Annotated in this window: 17 protein-coding genes; 4 read left to right on the top strand and 13 right to left on the bottom strand. The window is 65.4% G+C overall.

What is annotated here, in order from left to right; genetic code table 11:
- Window positions 1-141 precede the first annotated feature (141 nt).
- The 7 genes from JYG32_RS18105 to JYG32_RS18075 all read right to left on the bottom strand — a co-directional run bounded on the left by JYG32_RS18105 (window position 142) and on the right by JYG32_RS18075 (window position 6,402).
- On the bottom strand, window positions 142-858 hold the full coding sequence (locus JYG32_RS18105) for an ABC transporter ATP-binding protein (RefSeq protein WP_174380073.1): 717 nt from the start codon (window positions 856-858) through the stop codon (window positions 142-144).
- On the bottom strand, window positions 858-1,634 hold the full coding sequence (locus JYG32_RS18100; protein WP_174380072.1) for an ABC transporter ATP-binding protein: 777 nt from the start codon (window positions 1,632-1,634) through the stop codon (window positions 858-860). The genes JYG32_RS18105 and JYG32_RS18100 overlap by 1 nt, the downstream gene beginning before the upstream one ends.
- 23 nt (window positions 1,635-1,657) lie before the next feature.
- Window positions 1,658-2,827, bottom strand: coding sequence for an ABC transporter permease subunit (locus tag JYG32_RS18095; RefSeq protein WP_174380071.1), 1,170 nt, complete (start codon window positions 2,825-2,827; stop codon window positions 1,658-1,660).
- Window positions 2,828-2,845: 18 nt separating this feature from the next.
- On the bottom strand, window positions 2,846-3,796 hold the full coding sequence (locus tag JYG32_RS18090; RefSeq protein WP_174380070.1) for a branched-chain amino acid ABC transporter permease: 951 nt from the start codon (window positions 3,794-3,796) through the stop codon (window positions 2,846-2,848).
- Between the two features lie 211 nt (window positions 3,797-4,007).
- A complete protein-coding gene (locus tag JYG32_RS18085) occupies window positions 4,008-4,694 on the bottom strand; it encodes an amino acid-binding protein (RefSeq protein WP_249744565.1) in 687 nt (228 codons plus the stop codon).
- A 269-nt stretch (window positions 4,695-4,963) separates the two neighbouring features.
- Window positions 4,964-5,944, bottom strand: coding sequence for a 4-hydroxy-3-methylbut-2-enyl diphosphate reductase (gene ispH / locus JYG32_RS18080; RefSeq protein WP_011352949.1), 981 nt, complete (start codon window positions 5,942-5,944; stop codon window positions 4,964-4,966).
- Between the two features lie 2 nt (window positions 5,945-5,946).
- Window positions 5,947-6,402 carry an FKBP-type peptidyl-prolyl cis-trans isomerase gene (locus JYG32_RS18075; RefSeq protein WP_047898820.1) on the bottom strand — a complete coding sequence of 152 codons (456 nt, stop codon included), beginning with the start codon at window positions 6,400-6,402 and terminating at the stop codon, window positions 5,947-5,949.
- Window positions 6,403-6,537: 135 nt separating this feature from the next.
- On the opposite strand from JYG32_RS18075, the gene radC reads away from it, so the two are divergent.
- From radC to nadB, 4 genes are all read left to right on the top strand, one after another.
- Window positions 6,538-7,311, top strand: coding sequence for a RadC family protein (gene radC / locus JYG32_RS18070; RefSeq protein WP_213264274.1), 774 nt, complete (start codon window positions 6,538-6,540; stop codon window positions 7,309-7,311).
- 239 nt (window positions 7,312-7,550) lie between these two features.
- Window positions 7,551-7,784 carry a 50S ribosomal protein L28 gene (gene rpmB / locus JYG32_RS18065; protein ID WP_004186391.1) on the top strand — a complete coding sequence of 78 codons (234 nt, stop codon included), beginning with the start codon at window positions 7,551-7,553 and terminating at the stop codon, window positions 7,782-7,784.
- 17 nt (window positions 7,785-7,801) lie between these two features.
- On the top strand, window positions 7,802-7,969 hold the full coding sequence (rpmG, locus tag JYG32_RS18060) for a 50S ribosomal protein L33 (RefSeq protein WP_006478046.1): 168 nt from the start codon (window positions 7,802-7,804) through the stop codon (window positions 7,967-7,969).
- Between the two features lie 160 nt (window positions 7,970-8,129).
- Complete coding sequence (gene nadB / locus JYG32_RS18055) at window positions 8,130-9,716, top strand: L-aspartate oxidase (RefSeq protein ID WP_174380067.1); 1,587 nt, start codon at window positions 8,130-8,132, stop codon at window positions 9,714-9,716.
- A 92-nt stretch (window positions 9,717-9,808) separates the two neighbouring features.
- On the opposite strand, the gene nadC is transcribed toward nadB, so the two are convergent.
- The 6 genes from nadC to purN form a co-directional block, all read right to left on the bottom strand.
- Window positions 9,809-10,777: a carboxylating nicotinate-nucleotide diphosphorylase gene (gene nadC, locus JYG32_RS18050; RefSeq protein WP_249744564.1), complete on the bottom strand. Its 969-nt coding sequence runs from the start codon at window positions 10,775-10,777 to the stop codon at window positions 9,809-9,811.
- The gene (gene nadA / locus JYG32_RS18045) at window positions 10,774-11,910 is read right to left on the bottom strand and encodes a quinolinate synthase NadA (protein WP_174380066.1); all 1,137 of its coding nucleotides are present in this window, start codon (window positions 11,908-11,910) and stop codon (window positions 10,774-10,776) included. Before nadA ends, nadC begins: the two co-directional genes overlap by 4 nt.
- A gap of 306 nt (window positions 11,911-12,216) precedes the next feature.
- The gene (locus JYG32_RS18040; RefSeq protein WP_174380065.1) at window positions 12,217-13,413 is read right to left on the bottom strand and encodes a DesA family fatty acid desaturase; all 1,197 of its coding nucleotides are present in this window, start codon (window positions 13,411-13,413) and stop codon (window positions 12,217-12,219) included.
- Between the two features lie 218 nt (window positions 13,414-13,631).
- Window positions 13,632-15,011, bottom strand: coding sequence for a mechanosensitive ion channel family protein (locus JYG32_RS18035; RefSeq protein ID WP_213264273.1), 1,380 nt, complete (start codon window positions 15,009-15,011; stop codon window positions 13,632-13,634).
- Window positions 15,012-15,029: 18 nt separating this feature from the next.
- Window positions 15,030-16,292: an RsmB/NOP family class I SAM-dependent RNA methyltransferase gene (locus JYG32_RS18030; protein ID WP_174380063.1), complete on the bottom strand. Its 1,263-nt coding sequence runs from the start codon at window positions 16,290-16,292 to the stop codon at window positions 15,030-15,032.
- A complete protein-coding gene (purN, locus tag JYG32_RS18025; protein ID WP_213264272.1) occupies window positions 16,289-16,951 on the bottom strand; it encodes a phosphoribosylglycinamide formyltransferase in 663 nt (220 codons plus the stop codon). Before purN ends, JYG32_RS18030 begins: the two co-directional genes overlap by 4 nt.
- Window positions 16,952-16,973: the final 22 nt, after the last annotated feature.

Raw genomic sequence — 16,973 nt, 5'->3', positions numbered from 1 at the left:
CAGTTCGACACGAATCGCACAACACGAAAAAAAAGCTGTCACGGTATCCCGTGACAGCCTTTCGAAAGCCCTGGCACGACGCACGCGGCATCTGCCGCCGCGCGTCACCGGGCCCGCTCATTCATCCGCTCATTCATCCGCTTACTCACCCAGATACGCGGCCCGCACCTTCGGATCGTCGAGCATCTGCTTCGCATCGCCTTCCATCGTGACCATGCCCGAATCCATCACATAGCCGCGGTCGGCCGCCTGCAGCGCGAGGCGCGCATTCTGCTCGACGAGCAGCACCGTGATGCCCTCCTTCGAGATCTCGCGCACCACTTCGAAGATTTTCTCGACCATGATCGGCGACAGCCCCATCGACGGCTCGTCGAGCAGCAGCAGCTTCGGCTTGCTGAGGACCGCGCGCGACATCGCCAGCATCTGCTGCTCGCCGCCCGACAGCGTGCCCGCGAGCTGCGTCGCCCGCTCCTTCAGGCGCGGGAAGAAGCCGAACATCCGCTCGATGTCCTTCTTGATCCCGTCCGCGTCGTTGCGCAGGTATGCGCCCATCTGCATGTTCTCGAGGATCGACATCCGCGCGAAGATCCCGCGGCCTTCCGGCACCATCGCGAGGCCGCGCTTGAGCAACTCGTGCGACGGCACGCCCTTGATCGACTTGCCGTCGTACTCGATGTCGCCTGCCGAATACGGCTTGAGCCCCGTGATCGCCTTCATCGTCGTGGTCTTGCCTGCGCCGTTCGCGCCGATCAGCGTCACGAGCTCGCCCTGACGGACTTCCATGTCAACGCCCTTGACGGCCTGGATGCCGCCGTAGTTGACCTGCAAGCCCTTGATTTTCAACATTGCCGCTGCCATCAGTGCACCCCTGCGCCGAGATATGCCTCAATCACCTTCGGATTCTTCTGCACGTCCTGCGGCAGACCCTCGGCGATCACCTTGCCGTAATCGAGCACCGTCATCCGGTTGCACAAGTGCATCACGAGCTTCACGTCGTGCTCGATCAGCAGAATCGTGCGGCCGTCCGAACGGATCTTGTCGAGCAGGCGCGTGAGTTCGACCTTCTCGGTCGCGTTCATCCCGGCCGCCGGCTCGTCGAGCGCGAGCAGCTTCGGGTCGGTCGCCAGCGCGCGCGCGATCTCCAGCCGGCGCTGGTGGCCGTACGACAGGTTGCGTGACGTGTAGTCGGCGTACTGCAGCACGCCGACGTACTCGAGCAGCTCGATCGCGCGTTCCTTGATCTCGCGCTCTTCCTGGCGTTCCGCCGGCGTCTGGAACACCGCGCCGAGCAGACCATGCTTGGTGCGCACATGGCGGCCCACCATCACGTTCTCGAGCGCGGTCATCCCGCCGAACAGCCGGATATTCTGGAACGTGCGCGCAATGCCCGTCTTCGCGACCTGGTGCACCGCGGTCGGCTTGTATTCCGCGCCGTCCAGCTTGAACTCGCCGGAGTCCGGCGTGTAGAGGCCCGTGATCACGTTGAAGAACGTCGTCTTGCCGGCGCCGTTCGGGCCGATCAGACCGTAGATCTCGCCTTCCTTGATCTGCAGGCCGACGTCGGACAGTGCCTGCAGGCCGCCGAAGCGTTTGTTTACGCCCTGCACGGACAGTCGGATTTGCTTGTCGCTCATGTGTTTATCCCCTTGTCCGTAGGTTAGGCGCGCACCGGCTTCTTGCTGGCGCGCTTCGCCAGTTTCGCGATCTTGTCCTCATGCTTCGGCGCGGGCCACAGGCCTTCCGAGCGGTACAGCATGATGATCACCATCGCGAGGCCGTACAGCGCCTGACGGATCACTTCCGTATCGACGATGTCATGACCGAACAGCGCATGCTGCAGCGGGCTCATCGTCGAGCGCAGGAATTCCGGGAAGATCGCGAGCAGCACCGCGCCGAGGATCACGCCCGGGATGTGGCCCATGCCGCCCAGCACCACGCACGCCAGCACCACGATCGATTCCCAGAACGTGAACGATTCCGGCGACACGAAGCCCTGGAACGAACCGAACATCGCGCCCGACAGGCCGCCGAACGACGCGCCCATCGCAAACGCGAGCAGCTTCACGTTGCGGGTGTTGATGCCCATCGCCTTCGCCGCGATCTCGTCCTCGCGGATTGCCGCCCATGCGCGGCCGATGCGCGAATGCTGCAGCCGCGTACACGTCCAGATCACCAGCAGCGAGCACAGCACGAACAGGTAGTAGTACATGTAGACCGACGGCAGCTGGAGGCCGAACAGCGAGTGCGTCTGCGACAGGTTGAAGCCGCCGACATGCACCGGATCGATCCCCGTGATCCCCTTCGGGCCGTTGGTGATGTTCACCGGACGGTCGAGGTTGTTCATGAAGATCCGGACGATTTCGCCGAAGCCCAGCGTGACGATCGCCAGGTAGTCGCCGCGCAGGCGCAGCGTCGGCGCGCCGAGCAGGATCCCGAAGGTGGCCGCGAGCGCCATCGCGATCGGCACGATGATCAGGAACGGGATGTGCAATCCGCCGGGTGCCAGGTTCGCGATCCACTCGAACTGCGAGGTCAGGTGCGGCGAGCTCAACAACGCTGCCGTGTACGCGCCCACCGCGTAGAACGCGATATAGCCCAGGTCGAGCAGGCCGGCGAAGCCGACCACCACGTTCAGGCCGAGCGCGAGCATCACGTAAAGCATCGCGAAGTCGAGCACGCGGACCCAGTAGTTGCCGCCGGCCGCGCCGATGATGATCGGCGCGGCGATCACGAACGCAGCGGTCAGGATGCCGATGACGACGGTCTTGGCGGTGTTGCGCTCTTCGACGAGCGACGTCGAGGATTCGATCGGTTGAATGGATGTCATGTTGTTTGCTCCCTTCCGTTACGCGCGATCCGCGACACGTTCGCCCAGCAGGCCCGACGGACGGAACACCAGCACGATGATCAGCACGATGAAGGCGAACACGTCCTGGTAGTTACTGCCGAATACGCCGCCCGTGAGGTTGCCGATGTAGCCGGCACCGAGCTGCTCGATCAGGCCGAGCAGCACGCCGCCGACCATCGCACCGCCGAGGTTGCCGATCCCGCCGAGCACCGCTGCCGTGAACGCCTTCATGCCGGGGATGAAGCCCATGTAGAAGTGCACGTTGCCGTATTCGGACGCGATCATCACGCCGGCCAGCGCGGCAAGCGCGGAGCCGATCATGAACGTCGCGGAAATCACGAAGTTCGGGTTCACGCCCATCAGGCTCGCGGTGTTCGGGCTTTCGGCGATCGCGCGCATCGCACGGCCGAGCTTGGTCTTGTGCACGAGCAGCAGCAGGCCGCCCATCACGATGAACGCCACCGCGATGATCACGATTTCGGTCACCGAGATCACGGCGCCGGGCGTCGTGTCGGTGGCCTTGATCACGTTGATCGGGTCGGTCGGCAGCAATTGCGGGAACGGCAGCGGGTTGCGCGACCAGATGATCATCGCGGCCGTCTGCAGCAGGATCGACACGCCGATCGCGGTGATCAGCGGCGCGAGGCGCGGCGCGCGGCGCAGCGGCCGGTATGCGACGCGCTCGATCGTGAAGCCGACGAATGCACAGACGACCGCGGCGATGCCAAGGCCGATCGTCAGCGTCGCGGCATTGCCGAGTCCGGGGAAATGGTTCTGCAGCACGGTAATGGCCGACAGGGCGACCATCGCGCCGATCATCAGCACGTCGCCGTGCGCGAAGTTGATGATGCCGAGAATGCCGTACACCATCGTGTAACCCAACGCGATGATGGCGTACACACTGCCGAGCACCAGCCCGTTGAGAACCTGCTGGACGAAAATATCCATTTAAAGCTCCTTGGCCCGTGCTGCCGGAGGACGATGCGCCCCGCGGGTAAGCGAGGAATCGCGCCTTCTCGGCGACACTGCGGGTACTAGTCGATACCGGTAAGGGTGAATCGTCCCGGCGCGCGTCGCCCAGCCTGTACGGCCGGACCTGCCGCCGGAACGGATACAAAAACGGCACCGCACTGTTCCGGTGCCGTCATGAGTCCCGTCGCTAAATCGTCACGACGTCGAGGACGGTGTTCGTGGCCTCCTTGAAGTCGTAGGGCAGCATGCCGAGACGGCCATCGTCCGGTTGCCCGGCATCCGTGCCTTTTCCCGTCCGGTGCGAGGCGAACCCCGCGCCCGGGCAGATCGGATTCCGCGCCGCGACGCCTGGCAAGGCATCGCGAAAGCCGCGCCCGACATTCGTCAGGACTGCGTCGGAATCCATCGTACGAACCAGACCGTGCGCCACGACACCACCGCTCGCGGCGACACGCTGTCTCGTCGAATCGAAATGAAAGGGGGCCGGTGACATCTGCGCGCTGCCCGCATCGCCGCATGCATGCGGCGCCGTAGCCGGCATCCGTCGATCGGCGCGCACGGTCGTCGTCACACCGCGACCGGCGGCTTGCTGCGATGCAACCTGCATGCCCGCTGCCCGACCGTTCGCCAGGCCAAGCGCGTTGATTTCCTCGATCGCCAAACGTGCCCCGTTTCCCTTGTCCTTGCCCAATTGCGCGATGCGGCACGCCGATGGTGCCGCACGACCGGTTCCGGCGACGCGCACGCCGCTGGCCGGCGGTGCCGCGCACACCGCAGCCTCCCTGCCCGCCCCGTCGTCGCTCTTTTTGCTGCAACCGGCAAGCATTGCAACCGGTGCGGCGACGGACTCGGCGTAAGCCAACTTCACATGCATTGAATGGTCTCCCGCGCCTTGCCAAAACCCGATTTCAAAGCCATTCCGGCCTGAAAACGGGCGCATTGTAACTCCATTTATAGAACGCCAATAATCCTGATTCGATGGGGTTTTCCTGCATTGCAACCAATTTTGAGAGACGGTCGGAAACAGGGAGAGCAACCGGGTTGCACCATGATTGCGAATAATGGTTGCAATTACAATTTCTATACGCAAAAAAAAGCGCGCCGGGAGGCGCGCTTCGGTGTTCCGCGGGTGCGATGCGGCAATCAGGCGGCGGGCGGCAGGTTCAACCCGCGCGGCAGCGGAAACGACACGTTTTCCTCGATGCCGTCGAGCGCGCGGACGTTGCGCACGCCGAGTTCGCGCAGCCGCGCGATCACGGCCTGGGCGAGCACTTCGGGGGCCGACGCGCCGGCCGTCACGCCGATGCGGCGCTTGCCTGCGACCCATGCGGGGTCGATCTGGTCGGGCGCATCGACCATGTACGCGTCCACACCGCGCTTCTCGGCCACTTCGCGCAGGCGGCTCGAGTTCGAGCTGTTCGGGCTGCCGACGACGATCACGACGTCACACTGCGGCGCCATGAACTTCACCGCATCCTGGCGGTTCTGCGTCGCGTAGCAGATGTCCTGCTTCTTCGGCTCGCGGATCTTCGGATACTTTGCCTTCAGCGCCCCGATGATCTCTGCCGCGTCGTCGACGGACAGCGTCGTCTGCGTGACGAGCGCGATCCGCTCGGGATCGGCGAGCTCGAGCTTCTGCACGTCCTCGACGCTCTCGACGAGATGCATGCCGCGCTCGACCTGCCCCATCGTGCCTTCGACTTCCGGATGGCCCTTGTGCCCGATCATCACGATATCGACGCCGTCCTGGCGCATCTTCGCCACCTCGACGTGCACCTTCGTGACGAGCGGACAGGTTGCGTCGTAAATGCGCAGCCCGCGCACGTCGGCTTCGTCGCGCACGGCCTTCGACACGCCGTGCGCGCTGAAGATCACGGTGTTGCCGGCCGGCACCTCCTCGAGCTCCTCGACGAAGATCGCGCCTTTCTTTTTCAGATCCTCGACCACGTACTTGTTGTGGACGATTTCGTGACGGACGTAGATCGGTGCACCGTGCATCGCGATCGCACGCTCGACGATCTCGATCGCGCGGTCGACGCCCGCGCAGAAGCCGCGCGGCTGGGCCAGCAGAATTTCGGCATCGGCGGCGACGGTCTGCCCGGACAGCGTATCGGTGGTGCTCATGATTACAGGATTCCGATGATTTTCACTTCGAACGTGAGCGCCTGGCCCGCGAGCGGATGATTGAAGTCGAACAGCGCCGAGGTTTCGCTGACTTCCTTCAGCACCCCTGCATACCGGCCGCCGTCCGGCGCGTTGAACTCGATCAGCTCGCCCGGCGTGAAATCGTCGCCGACCATCCCGTTCTCGCGCAGCGTCGACAGCGTCACGCGCTGGAGCATGTCGGGATTCCGGGGACCGAACCCCTGTTCGGGCGTTAGCTGAAAAGTCGAGTGGTCACCCACCCTGAGCCCGAGCAGAATCTGTTCCAGCGACGGCGCCAGTTGTCCCGCGCCGAGCAGCAGCGTGGCGGGCTTGTCGGTGAAGGTGTTGACGATGTCGGCGCCGTCGGCCAATGCCAGCCGGTAATGCAACGTGACGTGGGAACCGGGCTTCACTTCGGATAGATCGATGAGGCTCATGAATTACTCGTTCAGTCGGCGCCCGATACGGCCCAAAGGCCCGGCGCAAAGCCAATATTGTAAGTCACCTGAGCGCGCAAGGCGGAAAGTGCGACGACGTCGCGCAGACAGCCCGCCGCCATTGGAGTTTCAAGCATGCCCTCACTTTGCCTCGCCCCGCCGCCGGTCGAATGCCGCGACACCGCCGATGCGCCTGCCGATCCGCCCGGCCGCGTCCTCCCGATCCGCCGGCGCAAGCGCCGCCCGGGCGACTGGCGGCCCGAGCGGCCGCGCGAGCGGTTGCTGGAGCGCGGGCCGGCCGCGCTGACCGACGACGAACTGATCGTGCTGCTGCTCGGCACCGGCAAGCCCGGGCACGACGTATTCGCCAGCGCCCGCGCATTGGTCAAGAAGTTCGGAACGTTGCGCGGGCTGCTCGAGGCGACGACCGACGATTTCGAGGCGCACCCCGGCATCGGCCCCGCGCGCTCCACGCGGCTGGCCGCGGTCACCGAGATCGCGCGGCGCATGCTGAAGGAGAAAGTACACGAGCGGACGCAAATCGATTCGCCCGGCGCGGTCGAGGATTATCTGCGGATGACGATCGGCAAGCACCCGTACGAAGTGTTCGTCGCGGTGTACCTCGACGCCCGCCACGGGCTGATCGAGATGGAGGAGATCACACGCGGCTCGCTGACGCGCATGGCCGTCTACCCGCGCGAGATCGTGCGCCGCGCGATGACGCACAACGCCGCGGCGCTGATCGTCGCGCACAACCATCCGTCGGGCGCCGTGCAGCCGAGCGCGGAAGACCGCCGCCTGACCCGCGTGCTGCGCGACGCGCTCGAACTCGTCGACGTGCGGCTGCTCGACCACGTTGTCGTCGGCACCAGCGATACTTTCTCGTTCGCGCGTGCCGGTTGGCTGTAGACTGTGGCGCGGCAGCCCGCCCAGGGCGCCGCAACGACGAAGCGAAATTAGGTTTGATTTTCCTGAACTTTTTCTGCTAGAATCGTCGTCTGTCTTTTTTCCAACCAGTTCTAGCCATCGAAGGGCCTTGTCTGTAAGGGCTACGGCGTTCTGAGAGTGCAGCCATGGATCACGTGGCGGTGCGATGAGAACCTTCACCGGCGATCGAACCCCGAATTTAGCGTATTAGGAGTGCTCTCATGGCACGCGTATGCCAAGTAACTGGGAAAGCGCCGATGAGCGGCAACAACGTTTCCCACGCCAACAACAAGACCAAGCGTCGCTTCCTGCCGAACCTGCAAAACCGCCGGTTCTGGGTAGAGAGCGAAAACCGCTGGGTGCGCCTGCGCGTCTCGAACGCCGGCCTGCGCCTGATCGACAAGAACGGCATCGATTCCGTGCTCGCTGACCTGCGCGCACGCGGCGAAGCCTAAGCCCAAGGAGCACAATCATGGCAAAAGGCGCCCGCGACAAGATCAAGCTGGAGTCGACCGCTGGTACGGGTCACTTCTACACGACCACGAAGAACAAGCGCAACATGCCGGAAAAGATGGCGATCAAGAAGTTCGATCCCGTCGTCCGCAAGCATGTGGAATACAAAGAAACCAAGATCAAGTAATCTCCGGTTTCTGCCAGCCTGACGGCGACCGAAAAGCCCCGCACATGCGGGGCTTTTTGTTTTGCGCGCACGCCCGGGCCCGACGCGGTATGCTCTCCCCTTTCCGCGGCCGTGGCCGCCGGAACGCACAAGATCAAAAGCGCAACGATGGAGATGCAGCATGAAATTCGACGTGGCGATCGTCGGCAGTGGCCTGGCAGGGCTGTCGGTCGCACTCAATCTGGCCAGCACGCGACGTGTCGCGCTGATCGCGAAACGTTCGATGATGGAGGGGGCAAGCGATAACGCGCAGGGCGGCATCGCGGCCGTCCTCGACTCGGCCGACAGCATCGAGAACCATGTCGACGACACGCTGGTCGCCGGTGGCGGCCTGTGCGACGAAGGCGCGACGCGCTATATCGTCGAGCACGGCCGCGAAGCAATCGAATGGCTGATCTCGCAAGGCGTGCCTTTCACGAAGGACGACGCAGCCGAGCTCGGCTTCCACCTGACGCGCGAAGGCGGCCACAGCCACCGCCGGATCATCCACGCGGCCGACGCGACCGGCCATGCGGTGCTCGCGACGCTGTCGGAGCGCGCGCGCCAGCATCCGAACATCACGTTCTTCGAAAACCACCATGCGATCGACCTGATCACGTCGGACCGGCTCGGCCTGCCCGGCCGCCGCTGTCACGGCCTGTATGCGCTCGACGTCGACAACGACCGCACGATCACGATCGAGGCGCCGCATACGGTGCTCGCAACGGGCGGCGCCGGCAAGGTCTACCTGTACACGACGAACCCCGATACGGCGACCGGCGACGGCATCGCGATGGCGTGGCGCGCGGGCTGCCGCGTGTCGAACATGGAATTCATCCAGTTCCACCCGACCTGCCTGTTCCATCCGTATGCGAAATCGTTCCTGATTTCAGAGGCCGTGCGCGGCGAAGGCGGCCTGCTGAAGCTGCCCGACGGCACGCGCTTCATGCCCGCGCACGATCCGCGCGCCGAGCTCGCGCCGCGCGACATCGTCGCGCGCGCGATCGACTTCGAGATCAAGAAGCGCGGGATCGACTGCGTGTATCTCGACATCAGCCATCAGCCGGAAGCGTTCCTGCGCGAACACTTCCCGACGATCCATGCGCGCTGCCTCGAATTCGGCATCGACATCGCGAAAGAGCCGATTCCCGTCGTGCCGGCCGCGCACTACACGTGCGGCGGCGTCGTGACCGATCTCGCCGGGCGCACCGATCTCGCGGGCCTGTACGCGGTCGGCGAAACGTCGTACACGGGGCTGCACGGCGCGAACCGGCTCGCCAGCAACTCGCTGCTCGAATGTCTCGTGATCGGGCGCGCGGCGGCCGAGGCGATCGAGGCGGCCGGCTTCGATTCGGAAACGCCGGCCACGCTGCCCGCGTGGGACGAAAGCCGCGTGTCGGATGCGGACGAGGAAGTCGTCGTCGCGCACAACTGGGACGAGCTGCGCCGCCTGATGTGGAACTACGTCGGCATCGTGCGCACCGACAAGCGCCTCGAACGCGCGAAGCACCGGCTGTCGCTGTTACGTGACGAGATCCACGAGTACTACGCGAATTTCCGCGTGACGCGCGACCTGCTCGAATTGCGCAACCTCGTCGACGTGGCGACACTGATCGTCAAGAGCGCGCAGTCGCGCCGCGAAAGCCGCGGGCTGCACTACAGCCGCGACTGGCCGAACACGCTGCCGAAGGCGCTGCCGAGCGTGCTCACGCCGCGCGCGCGTCGCTGAACGACGCGCCTTTCCCGGCCGCGGCCGCACAGGAAAAAAGCCGTTGGCGTTTGTGCGCCAACGGCTTTTTTGTCTGATCGTACGACGCTCGGTCAGTCGACGATCCGCATCGAATAGTCCGTCGCGCGTACGTCCTTCGTCAGTGCACCGATCGAGATGCGATCGACGCCCGTCTCCGCGAATGCGCGCACCGTATCGAAATTGACGCCGCCCGACACTTCGAGCACGGCCTTGCCGGCCGCCACGCGCACCGCTTCACGCATCATGTCGAGCGTGAAGTTGTCGAGCAGCACCGACTGCGCGCGATGCGCGAGCGCCGTGTCGAGCTGCGCGAGCGTCTCGACCTCAACCTGCACGGGCACGCCCGAATCGAGCGCGAACGCCGCGTCGAGCGCCTCGCCGACACCACCCGCCGCTGCGATGTGGTTCTCCTTGATCAGGATGCCGTCGTACAGCGCGAGACGCTGGTTCTCGCCGCCGCCGACGCGCACCGCGTACTTCTGCGCGAGCCGCAGGCCTGGCAGCGTCTTGCGCGTATCGAGGATCTTCGCGCGCGTGCCTTCGACGCGATCGACATAACGGCGCGTCGCGGTCGCGACACCCGACAGCAGTTGCAGGAAGTTCAGCCCGTTGCGCTCCGCCGTCAACAGCGCACGCGCCGGCCCTTCGAGTTCGCAGACAGTCGAATCGGGCGTCATCCGGTCGCCTTCGCGGTAGTGCCATTGCACGGCGATCGCCGGATCGATCCGGCCGATCACGGCCTCGAACCACGGCACGCCGCACAGTACGGCTTCCTCGCGCACGATGATGCGCGCGCGGCGACGCCCTCCGGCCGGTACGAGCCGCCCGGTCTGGTCGCCGGCGCCGACGTCTTCCGCGATCGCATCGGCAACGTTGCGCGCGATCGCGTCGTCGAATGCCGCGCCGTATTGCTCGCGGACGATGTCGAACAGCGGGGAGACAGCACTCGTCGTGCCGCGTTCCGCCGGGCCGCCACCAAGGAAGGCGGCCGCCCCCTCGGGGGGCAGCGAACGAACGTGAGCATGGAGGCCGTTCGTCATGCAGCCCCCACGTTCGCAAACAATTGCTGGTCGCGCTGCAGATCGCCGCTCGCCTGCACGCGCTTCTTGTGCGCGGCCGCGAAATCGAGCATCCGGTCGATCGGCAAACGCGCACGCTCGCCGATCGCGGGATCAACGAAGATCTCGTTGTGACCGCGTTCGAGCACGTCGGCGAGGTTCGCAAGGCCGTTCATCGCCATCCACGGGCAGTGCGCGCAGCTCTTGCAGGTCGCACTGTTGCCGGCCGTCGGCGCTGCAATGAAGGTCTTGCCGGGCGCCGCGAGCTGCATCTTGTGCAGGATGCCGAGATCGGTCGCCACGATGAAGCGCGTCGCGTCGAACCTGACGGCCGCGTCGATCAGTTGCGTGGTCGAGCCGACGACATCGGCCTGCGCAACGACGTTTTCCGGCGATTCGGGATGGACGAGCACCTTCGCGTCCGGGTATTCGGCGCGCAGCAGATCGAGCTCGATACCCTTGAACTCGTCATGGACGAGGCACGAACCCTGCCACAGCAGCATGTCCGCGCCGGTTTTCTTCTGGATATAGCTGCCGAGATGGCGATCGGGTGCCCAGATGATCTTCTCGCCGCGCGCGTGCAGGTCGGCCACGATCTCGAGGCCGATCGACGATGTGACCATCCAGTCCGCGCGTGCCTTCACGGCCGCGCTGGTGTTCGCGTAGACGACGACGGTGCGGTCGGGATGCGCATCGCAGAACGCCGAGAATTCATCGACCGGGCAGCCGAGGTCGAGCGAGCAGGTCGCATCGAGATCGGGCATCAGGATCCGCTTGTTCGGGCTCAGGATCTTCGCGGTTTCGCCCATGAAGCGCACGCCGGCGACGACCAGCGTCTGCGCATCGTGATCGCGGCCGAAGCGGGCCATTTCAAGCGAATCGGCAACGCAGCCGCCGGTTTCGTCGGCGAGTTCCTGCAGTTCCGCGTCCACGTAGTAGTGTGCGACCAGCACGGCCTTTTCACGCACGAGCAGCGCCTTGATGCGCGCCTTCAGCGCAGCGCGTTCCTCGGGGGACGGCGCATCGGGCACCTTGGCCCACGCCTGTCCCACGCCGCACACGGTCCCTGCTGCGACGGGCCGGTCGTACTCGACGGGTTTGATCGTCGATTGCATCTCCATATCTCCTGTCGACCAGAGTTAGCGCTTTAGCGCTTACTCCGGTCCCATGCTTCGCGGTCGACCGGAGTTAGTGCCTTAGCACTTACTCCAGTCCCATGCTTCGCGGTCACCAGAATCAGCGCTTCAACACTACTCCGATCCCATCCTCTTCGCTCGCCCCGGGGCACCGTTGCGCCGCCGCCCCAAGCCTCACACAAATTCCGGCCCTGCCGATCGCGTCCGTCAAAAACCGGCGGCCCAAATGAAAAAACCCCGCCAACGCGGGGTTTGTGACGTCCTGAGATTCTAATCGATTTCGAATCAGGCGTAGCGACGCAGGCGCGTCGCGAATTCCTGCAGCGCCTTGATGCCGCTTTGTTCCGCGCGATGACACCAATCCTGCAATTGTGCGAGCAGCTGTTCGCGCGACGCGGTCGAACGATCCCAGATCGCGGCAAGATCCTGGCGCAACTGGAAGTACGTGTGCAGCTTCTGGCTGTTCGCGAAGATTTCCGGAAGCAGCTTCTTCTGCGGCTCGTCGAGGCCGTCGGCGTCCTTGTGGAACCACTTGCGCGCGCCGCGCATCAACTGGTACTTCTCGCTCGAACCGAGTTCCTTCAGGTGCGCGAGCTCCTGGCGGTATGCACGCTTCACGGCCTTGCCGTAGCGCGCCATCACTTCGTAGCGGTTCGACAGCACGGCCTGCAGCGTTTCCTGGTCGAGCACCGTCTTCGGCTTGTTCAGGCGCGGCGTCGGTGCAACCTTCTTCACCTTCGCGAGACCGAACGCCGACATGATGCGGATGTACATCCAGCCGATGTCGAACTCGTACCACTTGTTCGACAGCTTCGCCGACGTCGCGAACGTGTGGTGGTTGTTGTGCAGTTCTTCGCCGCCGATCACGATGCCCCACGGGAACAGGTTCGTGCTCGCGTCGGCCGAGTTGAAGTTGCGGTAGCCCCAGAAGTGGCCGAAGCCGTTGACGACGCCCGCCGCCCAGAACGGAATCCAGACCATCTGCACGGCCCACACGGTCAGGCCGAGCACGCCGAACAACGCGACGTCGATCACCATCATCAGGCTGATGCCGAGAATCGGGTACTTCGAGTAGAGATTGCGTTCGATCCAGTCGTTCGGCGTGCCGTGGCCGAACTTGCGCATCGTCTCTTCATTCTTCGCTTCCGCGCGATACAGCTCGGCGCCCTCGAGGAACACCTTCCAGATGCCGCGCGTCTGCGGGCTGTGCGGATCTTCCTCGGTCTCGCACTTCGCGTGGTGCTTGCGGTGAATCGCGGCCCACTGGCCAGTCAGCATGCCGGTCGTCATCCACAGCCAGACGCGGAAGAAGTGGCTCGCGATCGGATGCAGCTCCAGTGCGCGGTGCGCCTGGCAGCGATGCAGGTAGACCGTCACGCCGATGATCGTGACGTGCGTGACGGCGAGCGCGAACAGCGCGACCTGCCACCACGAAAAATGCAGAAGCCCGTGGGAAAGAAAATCGAGCAGGGAATTCAACAAGGCAGTTACCTGTGATGAGAGCGGCGCCGGCTCGCGCAGGCGTCAGAAAAATGAAAGCATACCGCGAATAGACTTGGATTTTACTTCAACCGTTCCAAGTCTTTGTAAAAAATGAATATTTTCTTGCCCTGGCGCAACCGGAACAGTCCACGGGCGGACCTGGAAAGGCCCGCGATCCGGTTCCGACCGCTGGGTCTATACGATAGACGACCGGCGCGCTACGCAGCCGGCGCACGCCCGTCCACCGTGCCGTTGCCGGCCGCCGGATCGCTGGCCGCAGCGCCCGCGCCGGCAAAACCGTCCGGCAGCCCGACGACGCGCACTTCGCGCTGCGGAAACGGAATCGAAATCCCGTGCTCGCTGAACAGCCGCCAGATATTGCGGTTCACGGTCGAACGCACGCCCGACGTGCCTTTCGCCGAATCCTCGATCCAGAAGCCGAGTTCCAGGTCGATCCCGTCCGCACCGAAGCTCACCAGATACGGGGTCGGCGCAGGCTCCGCCAGCACGCGCGGCACGCCCTTCGCGGCATCGGCAAGCAACGCGAGCGCGTGCTCGACATCGCTCGTATACGCGACCTGCACCGCGACCTTCGCGTAACCGCGCGTCAGGTACGACGACTGGTTCTGCACGACGTCGGTGATCAGCTTCTCGTTCGGGATCAGCGTCTCGTTGCCGTCGAGGCCGCGCACGACCGTGTAGCGCGTGCGGATCTGCGTGACGATGCCCTGCAGCCCGCCGACACTGATCGCGTCGCCGAGCCGCAGCGAGCGGTCGAGCAGGATGATGAAGCCCGACACGTAGTTGCTCGCGATCTTCTGCAGCCCGAAGCCGAGGCCGACGCCGACCGCGCCGCCGAACACGCCGAGCACCGTCACGTCGATGCCGACCAGCGACAGCCCGATCAGGATCGCCGCGAACACGAGCAGCGCGCGGCCGACCCGCGACAGCACGACCTTCAGGTTCGCGTCGAGCGTGCTCGCGCGCGTGAGGCGCTCCTCGAGCACCGAGCCGAGCCACATCGCGACCATCAGCGTCACGCAGACCCACAGCGCGCCGGAGATCAGCGACAGCAGCGTGAGATGCGCATTGGCGACACGGAACTGCACGCTGTCGAGCCAGCCGAGCACGTCGCGCTGGATGCCGAGCACGGTCAGCACCATCGCGGCCCACACGGCGGTCGACACGATCTTCTCGACGATCGACAGCCACGCATGCGTGTGGCCGTCGCGCGCGAACACGCGCCGCGCGAAGAAGAACAGCACGTAGATCAGCCCGATGCCGAACAACGGCACGAGCGCGAGCGACAGCAGCGACGTCGACATGAACGGGTCGAACGCGAGCTGCGCAACTCCCACGAAGATGCCGCCGAACAACGGGAACAACGCGCGCTTCAGGCTTTGCGCGCCCGCGCCGGGCGCGCGTCCGGCCGCCCGACGGCGCGCATCGATCCGGCCGTGCACGAAGCGCGCGGCCACCCACGCGAAGCACAGCGCCCCAACGAGGATCGCCGCCTGCCAGATCATCACCGGCTGGTGAAAGTCGCGAATCACCGATGCCAGTCGGTGCGACAGCAGGCGGCTCTGCAGATTCTCCATCGTCCGTGCGGGCCGCCGTTACTGCGCGCGCCGTTCGAGCACCGCGGCGAAGAAGCCGTCGGTCGCGTGACGGTGCGGCCACAGCGACAGGTAGTCGCCCGTCTCGAGCTCGATGCGCTGGTCGGCCAGCACCTTCTGCGCGGGCACCAGCACGAACTCGGGATGGTCGGCCAGGAACTGCTCGACGATGCGCTCGTTCTCGGCGTCAAGCACGCTGCAGGTCGCGTAGACGAGCCGGCCGCCCTTCTTCACGAGGCGCGCGGCGCTCGCGAGGATCGACGCCTGCTTCGGCGTCAGCTCGTCGATCGCCGTGCGCGTCTGGCGCCACTTCAGGTCCGGGTTGCGGCGCAGCGTGCCGAGGCCGCTGCACGGCGCGTCGACCAGCACGCGGTCGATCTTGCCGGCGAGCCGCTTGATCTTCGCGTCGTGCTCGCTGTCGATCAGCACCGGGTTCACGTTCGACAGCCCGCTGCGCGCAAGGCGCGGCTTCAGCTTCGCGAGACGCTTTTCCGACACGTCGAACGCATAGAGGCGCCCGGTCGAGCGCATCATCGCGCCCAGCGCGAGCGTCTTGCCGCCCGCGCCCGCGCAGAAATCGACGACCATCTCGCCGCGGCGCGGCGCGACCAGCGAGCACAGCAGCTGGCTGCCTTCGTCCTGCACCTCGATCTGGCCTTCCTCGAACAGCTTCAGGCGCGTCAGCGCCGGCTTGCCGACCACGCGCACGCCGAACGGCGCAAACGGCATCGCGCCCGCATCGATGCCGTTCGCGCGCAGCGCGTCGATCACCTGGTCGCGGGTTGCCTTCTGCGCGTTGGCGCGCAGATCGAGCGGCGCCGGGTAGTTCAGCGCGGCGGCGAGCTGCGCGAGCTCCTCGGCATCGAAACGGGCCGACAGCGCCTGGTGGATCCAGTCGGGCAGGTTCGTGCGTACGCGCACGGGCAGGCTCGCCGGATCGATCTTCGACACGTGCTCGAGCCACGCGGACTCGGTGTCGGACAAAAACGGCCTCAGCGCGTTGCGGCCGGCCGTCTGCATCAGGCCGAGCAGCGTGAGGCGCCGCGCGGGCGTGCCCGTGCCGCTCTCGGCCAGATGCGAAAACTCCATCTTCCGGCGCAGCACCGCGAAGACGGCCTCGGCGATCACGCCCCGCTCGGCATGCCCGAGCTTCGGGTGCGCGCGGAAGAACCGGCTCGTCGTCGCGTCGGCGGGGCCGGCGAACTTCAGCACCTCGGCCAGCAAAGTCTCGGTCTGGCCGATCAGGAATCCGTGCAGCTTCATACGCCCTCACTCGTTTCGGTATGCGGTTGATCCGCGAAAATCCAGCGCGCCTCTTCCGGCGCCACCACTGCCCGGCCGTCCTCGAGGCGCAAACGCCCCTCGACGAACCAGCGCACCGCGCGCGGATACAGCACATGCTCGACCGTCAGCACGCGCTGCGCGAGCGCGGCCGCATCGTCGCCCGCTCGTACGGGCACCGCGCCCTGCGCGACGATCGCGCCGCTGTCGAGCTCGGGAATCACGAAGTGCACGCTCGCGCCATGCAGCGCGACGCCCGCATCGAGCGCCTGCTGGTGCGTGTGGATGCCCTTGAAGCTCGGCAGCAGCGACGGGTGGATGTTCAGCAGCCGGCCTTCGTATCGTCTGACGAATGCCGGCGTGAGGATGCGCATGAAGCCCGCGAGGACCACGAGATCGGGGGCGAAACGGTCGATCTCGGCGGCGAGCGCCGCGTCGAAGCTGTCGCGGCCGTCGAACGACCGGTGGTCGACCACCGCGGTCGCTACCCCGTGCGACGCGGCAAAAGCCAGGCCGGCCGCATCGGGCCGGTTGGCGATCACGGCAGCGACCTCGGCCGGCCAGCGTTCCTGCGCGCACGCGCGGACGATGGCCTCCATGTTGCTGCCGCGACCGGAAATCAGGATCACGAGTTTTTTCATCCGCGAATTTTACCATTCGCCC

This window comes from Burkholderia pyrrocinia (assembly GCF_018417535.1).
Lineage (GTDB): Bacteria > Pseudomonadota > Gammaproteobacteria > Burkholderiales > Burkholderiaceae > Burkholderia > Burkholderia pyrrocinia_E.
Note: the sequence above shows the minus strand (reverse complement) of the source record. Positions and strands in the feature narration are given on the sequence as shown.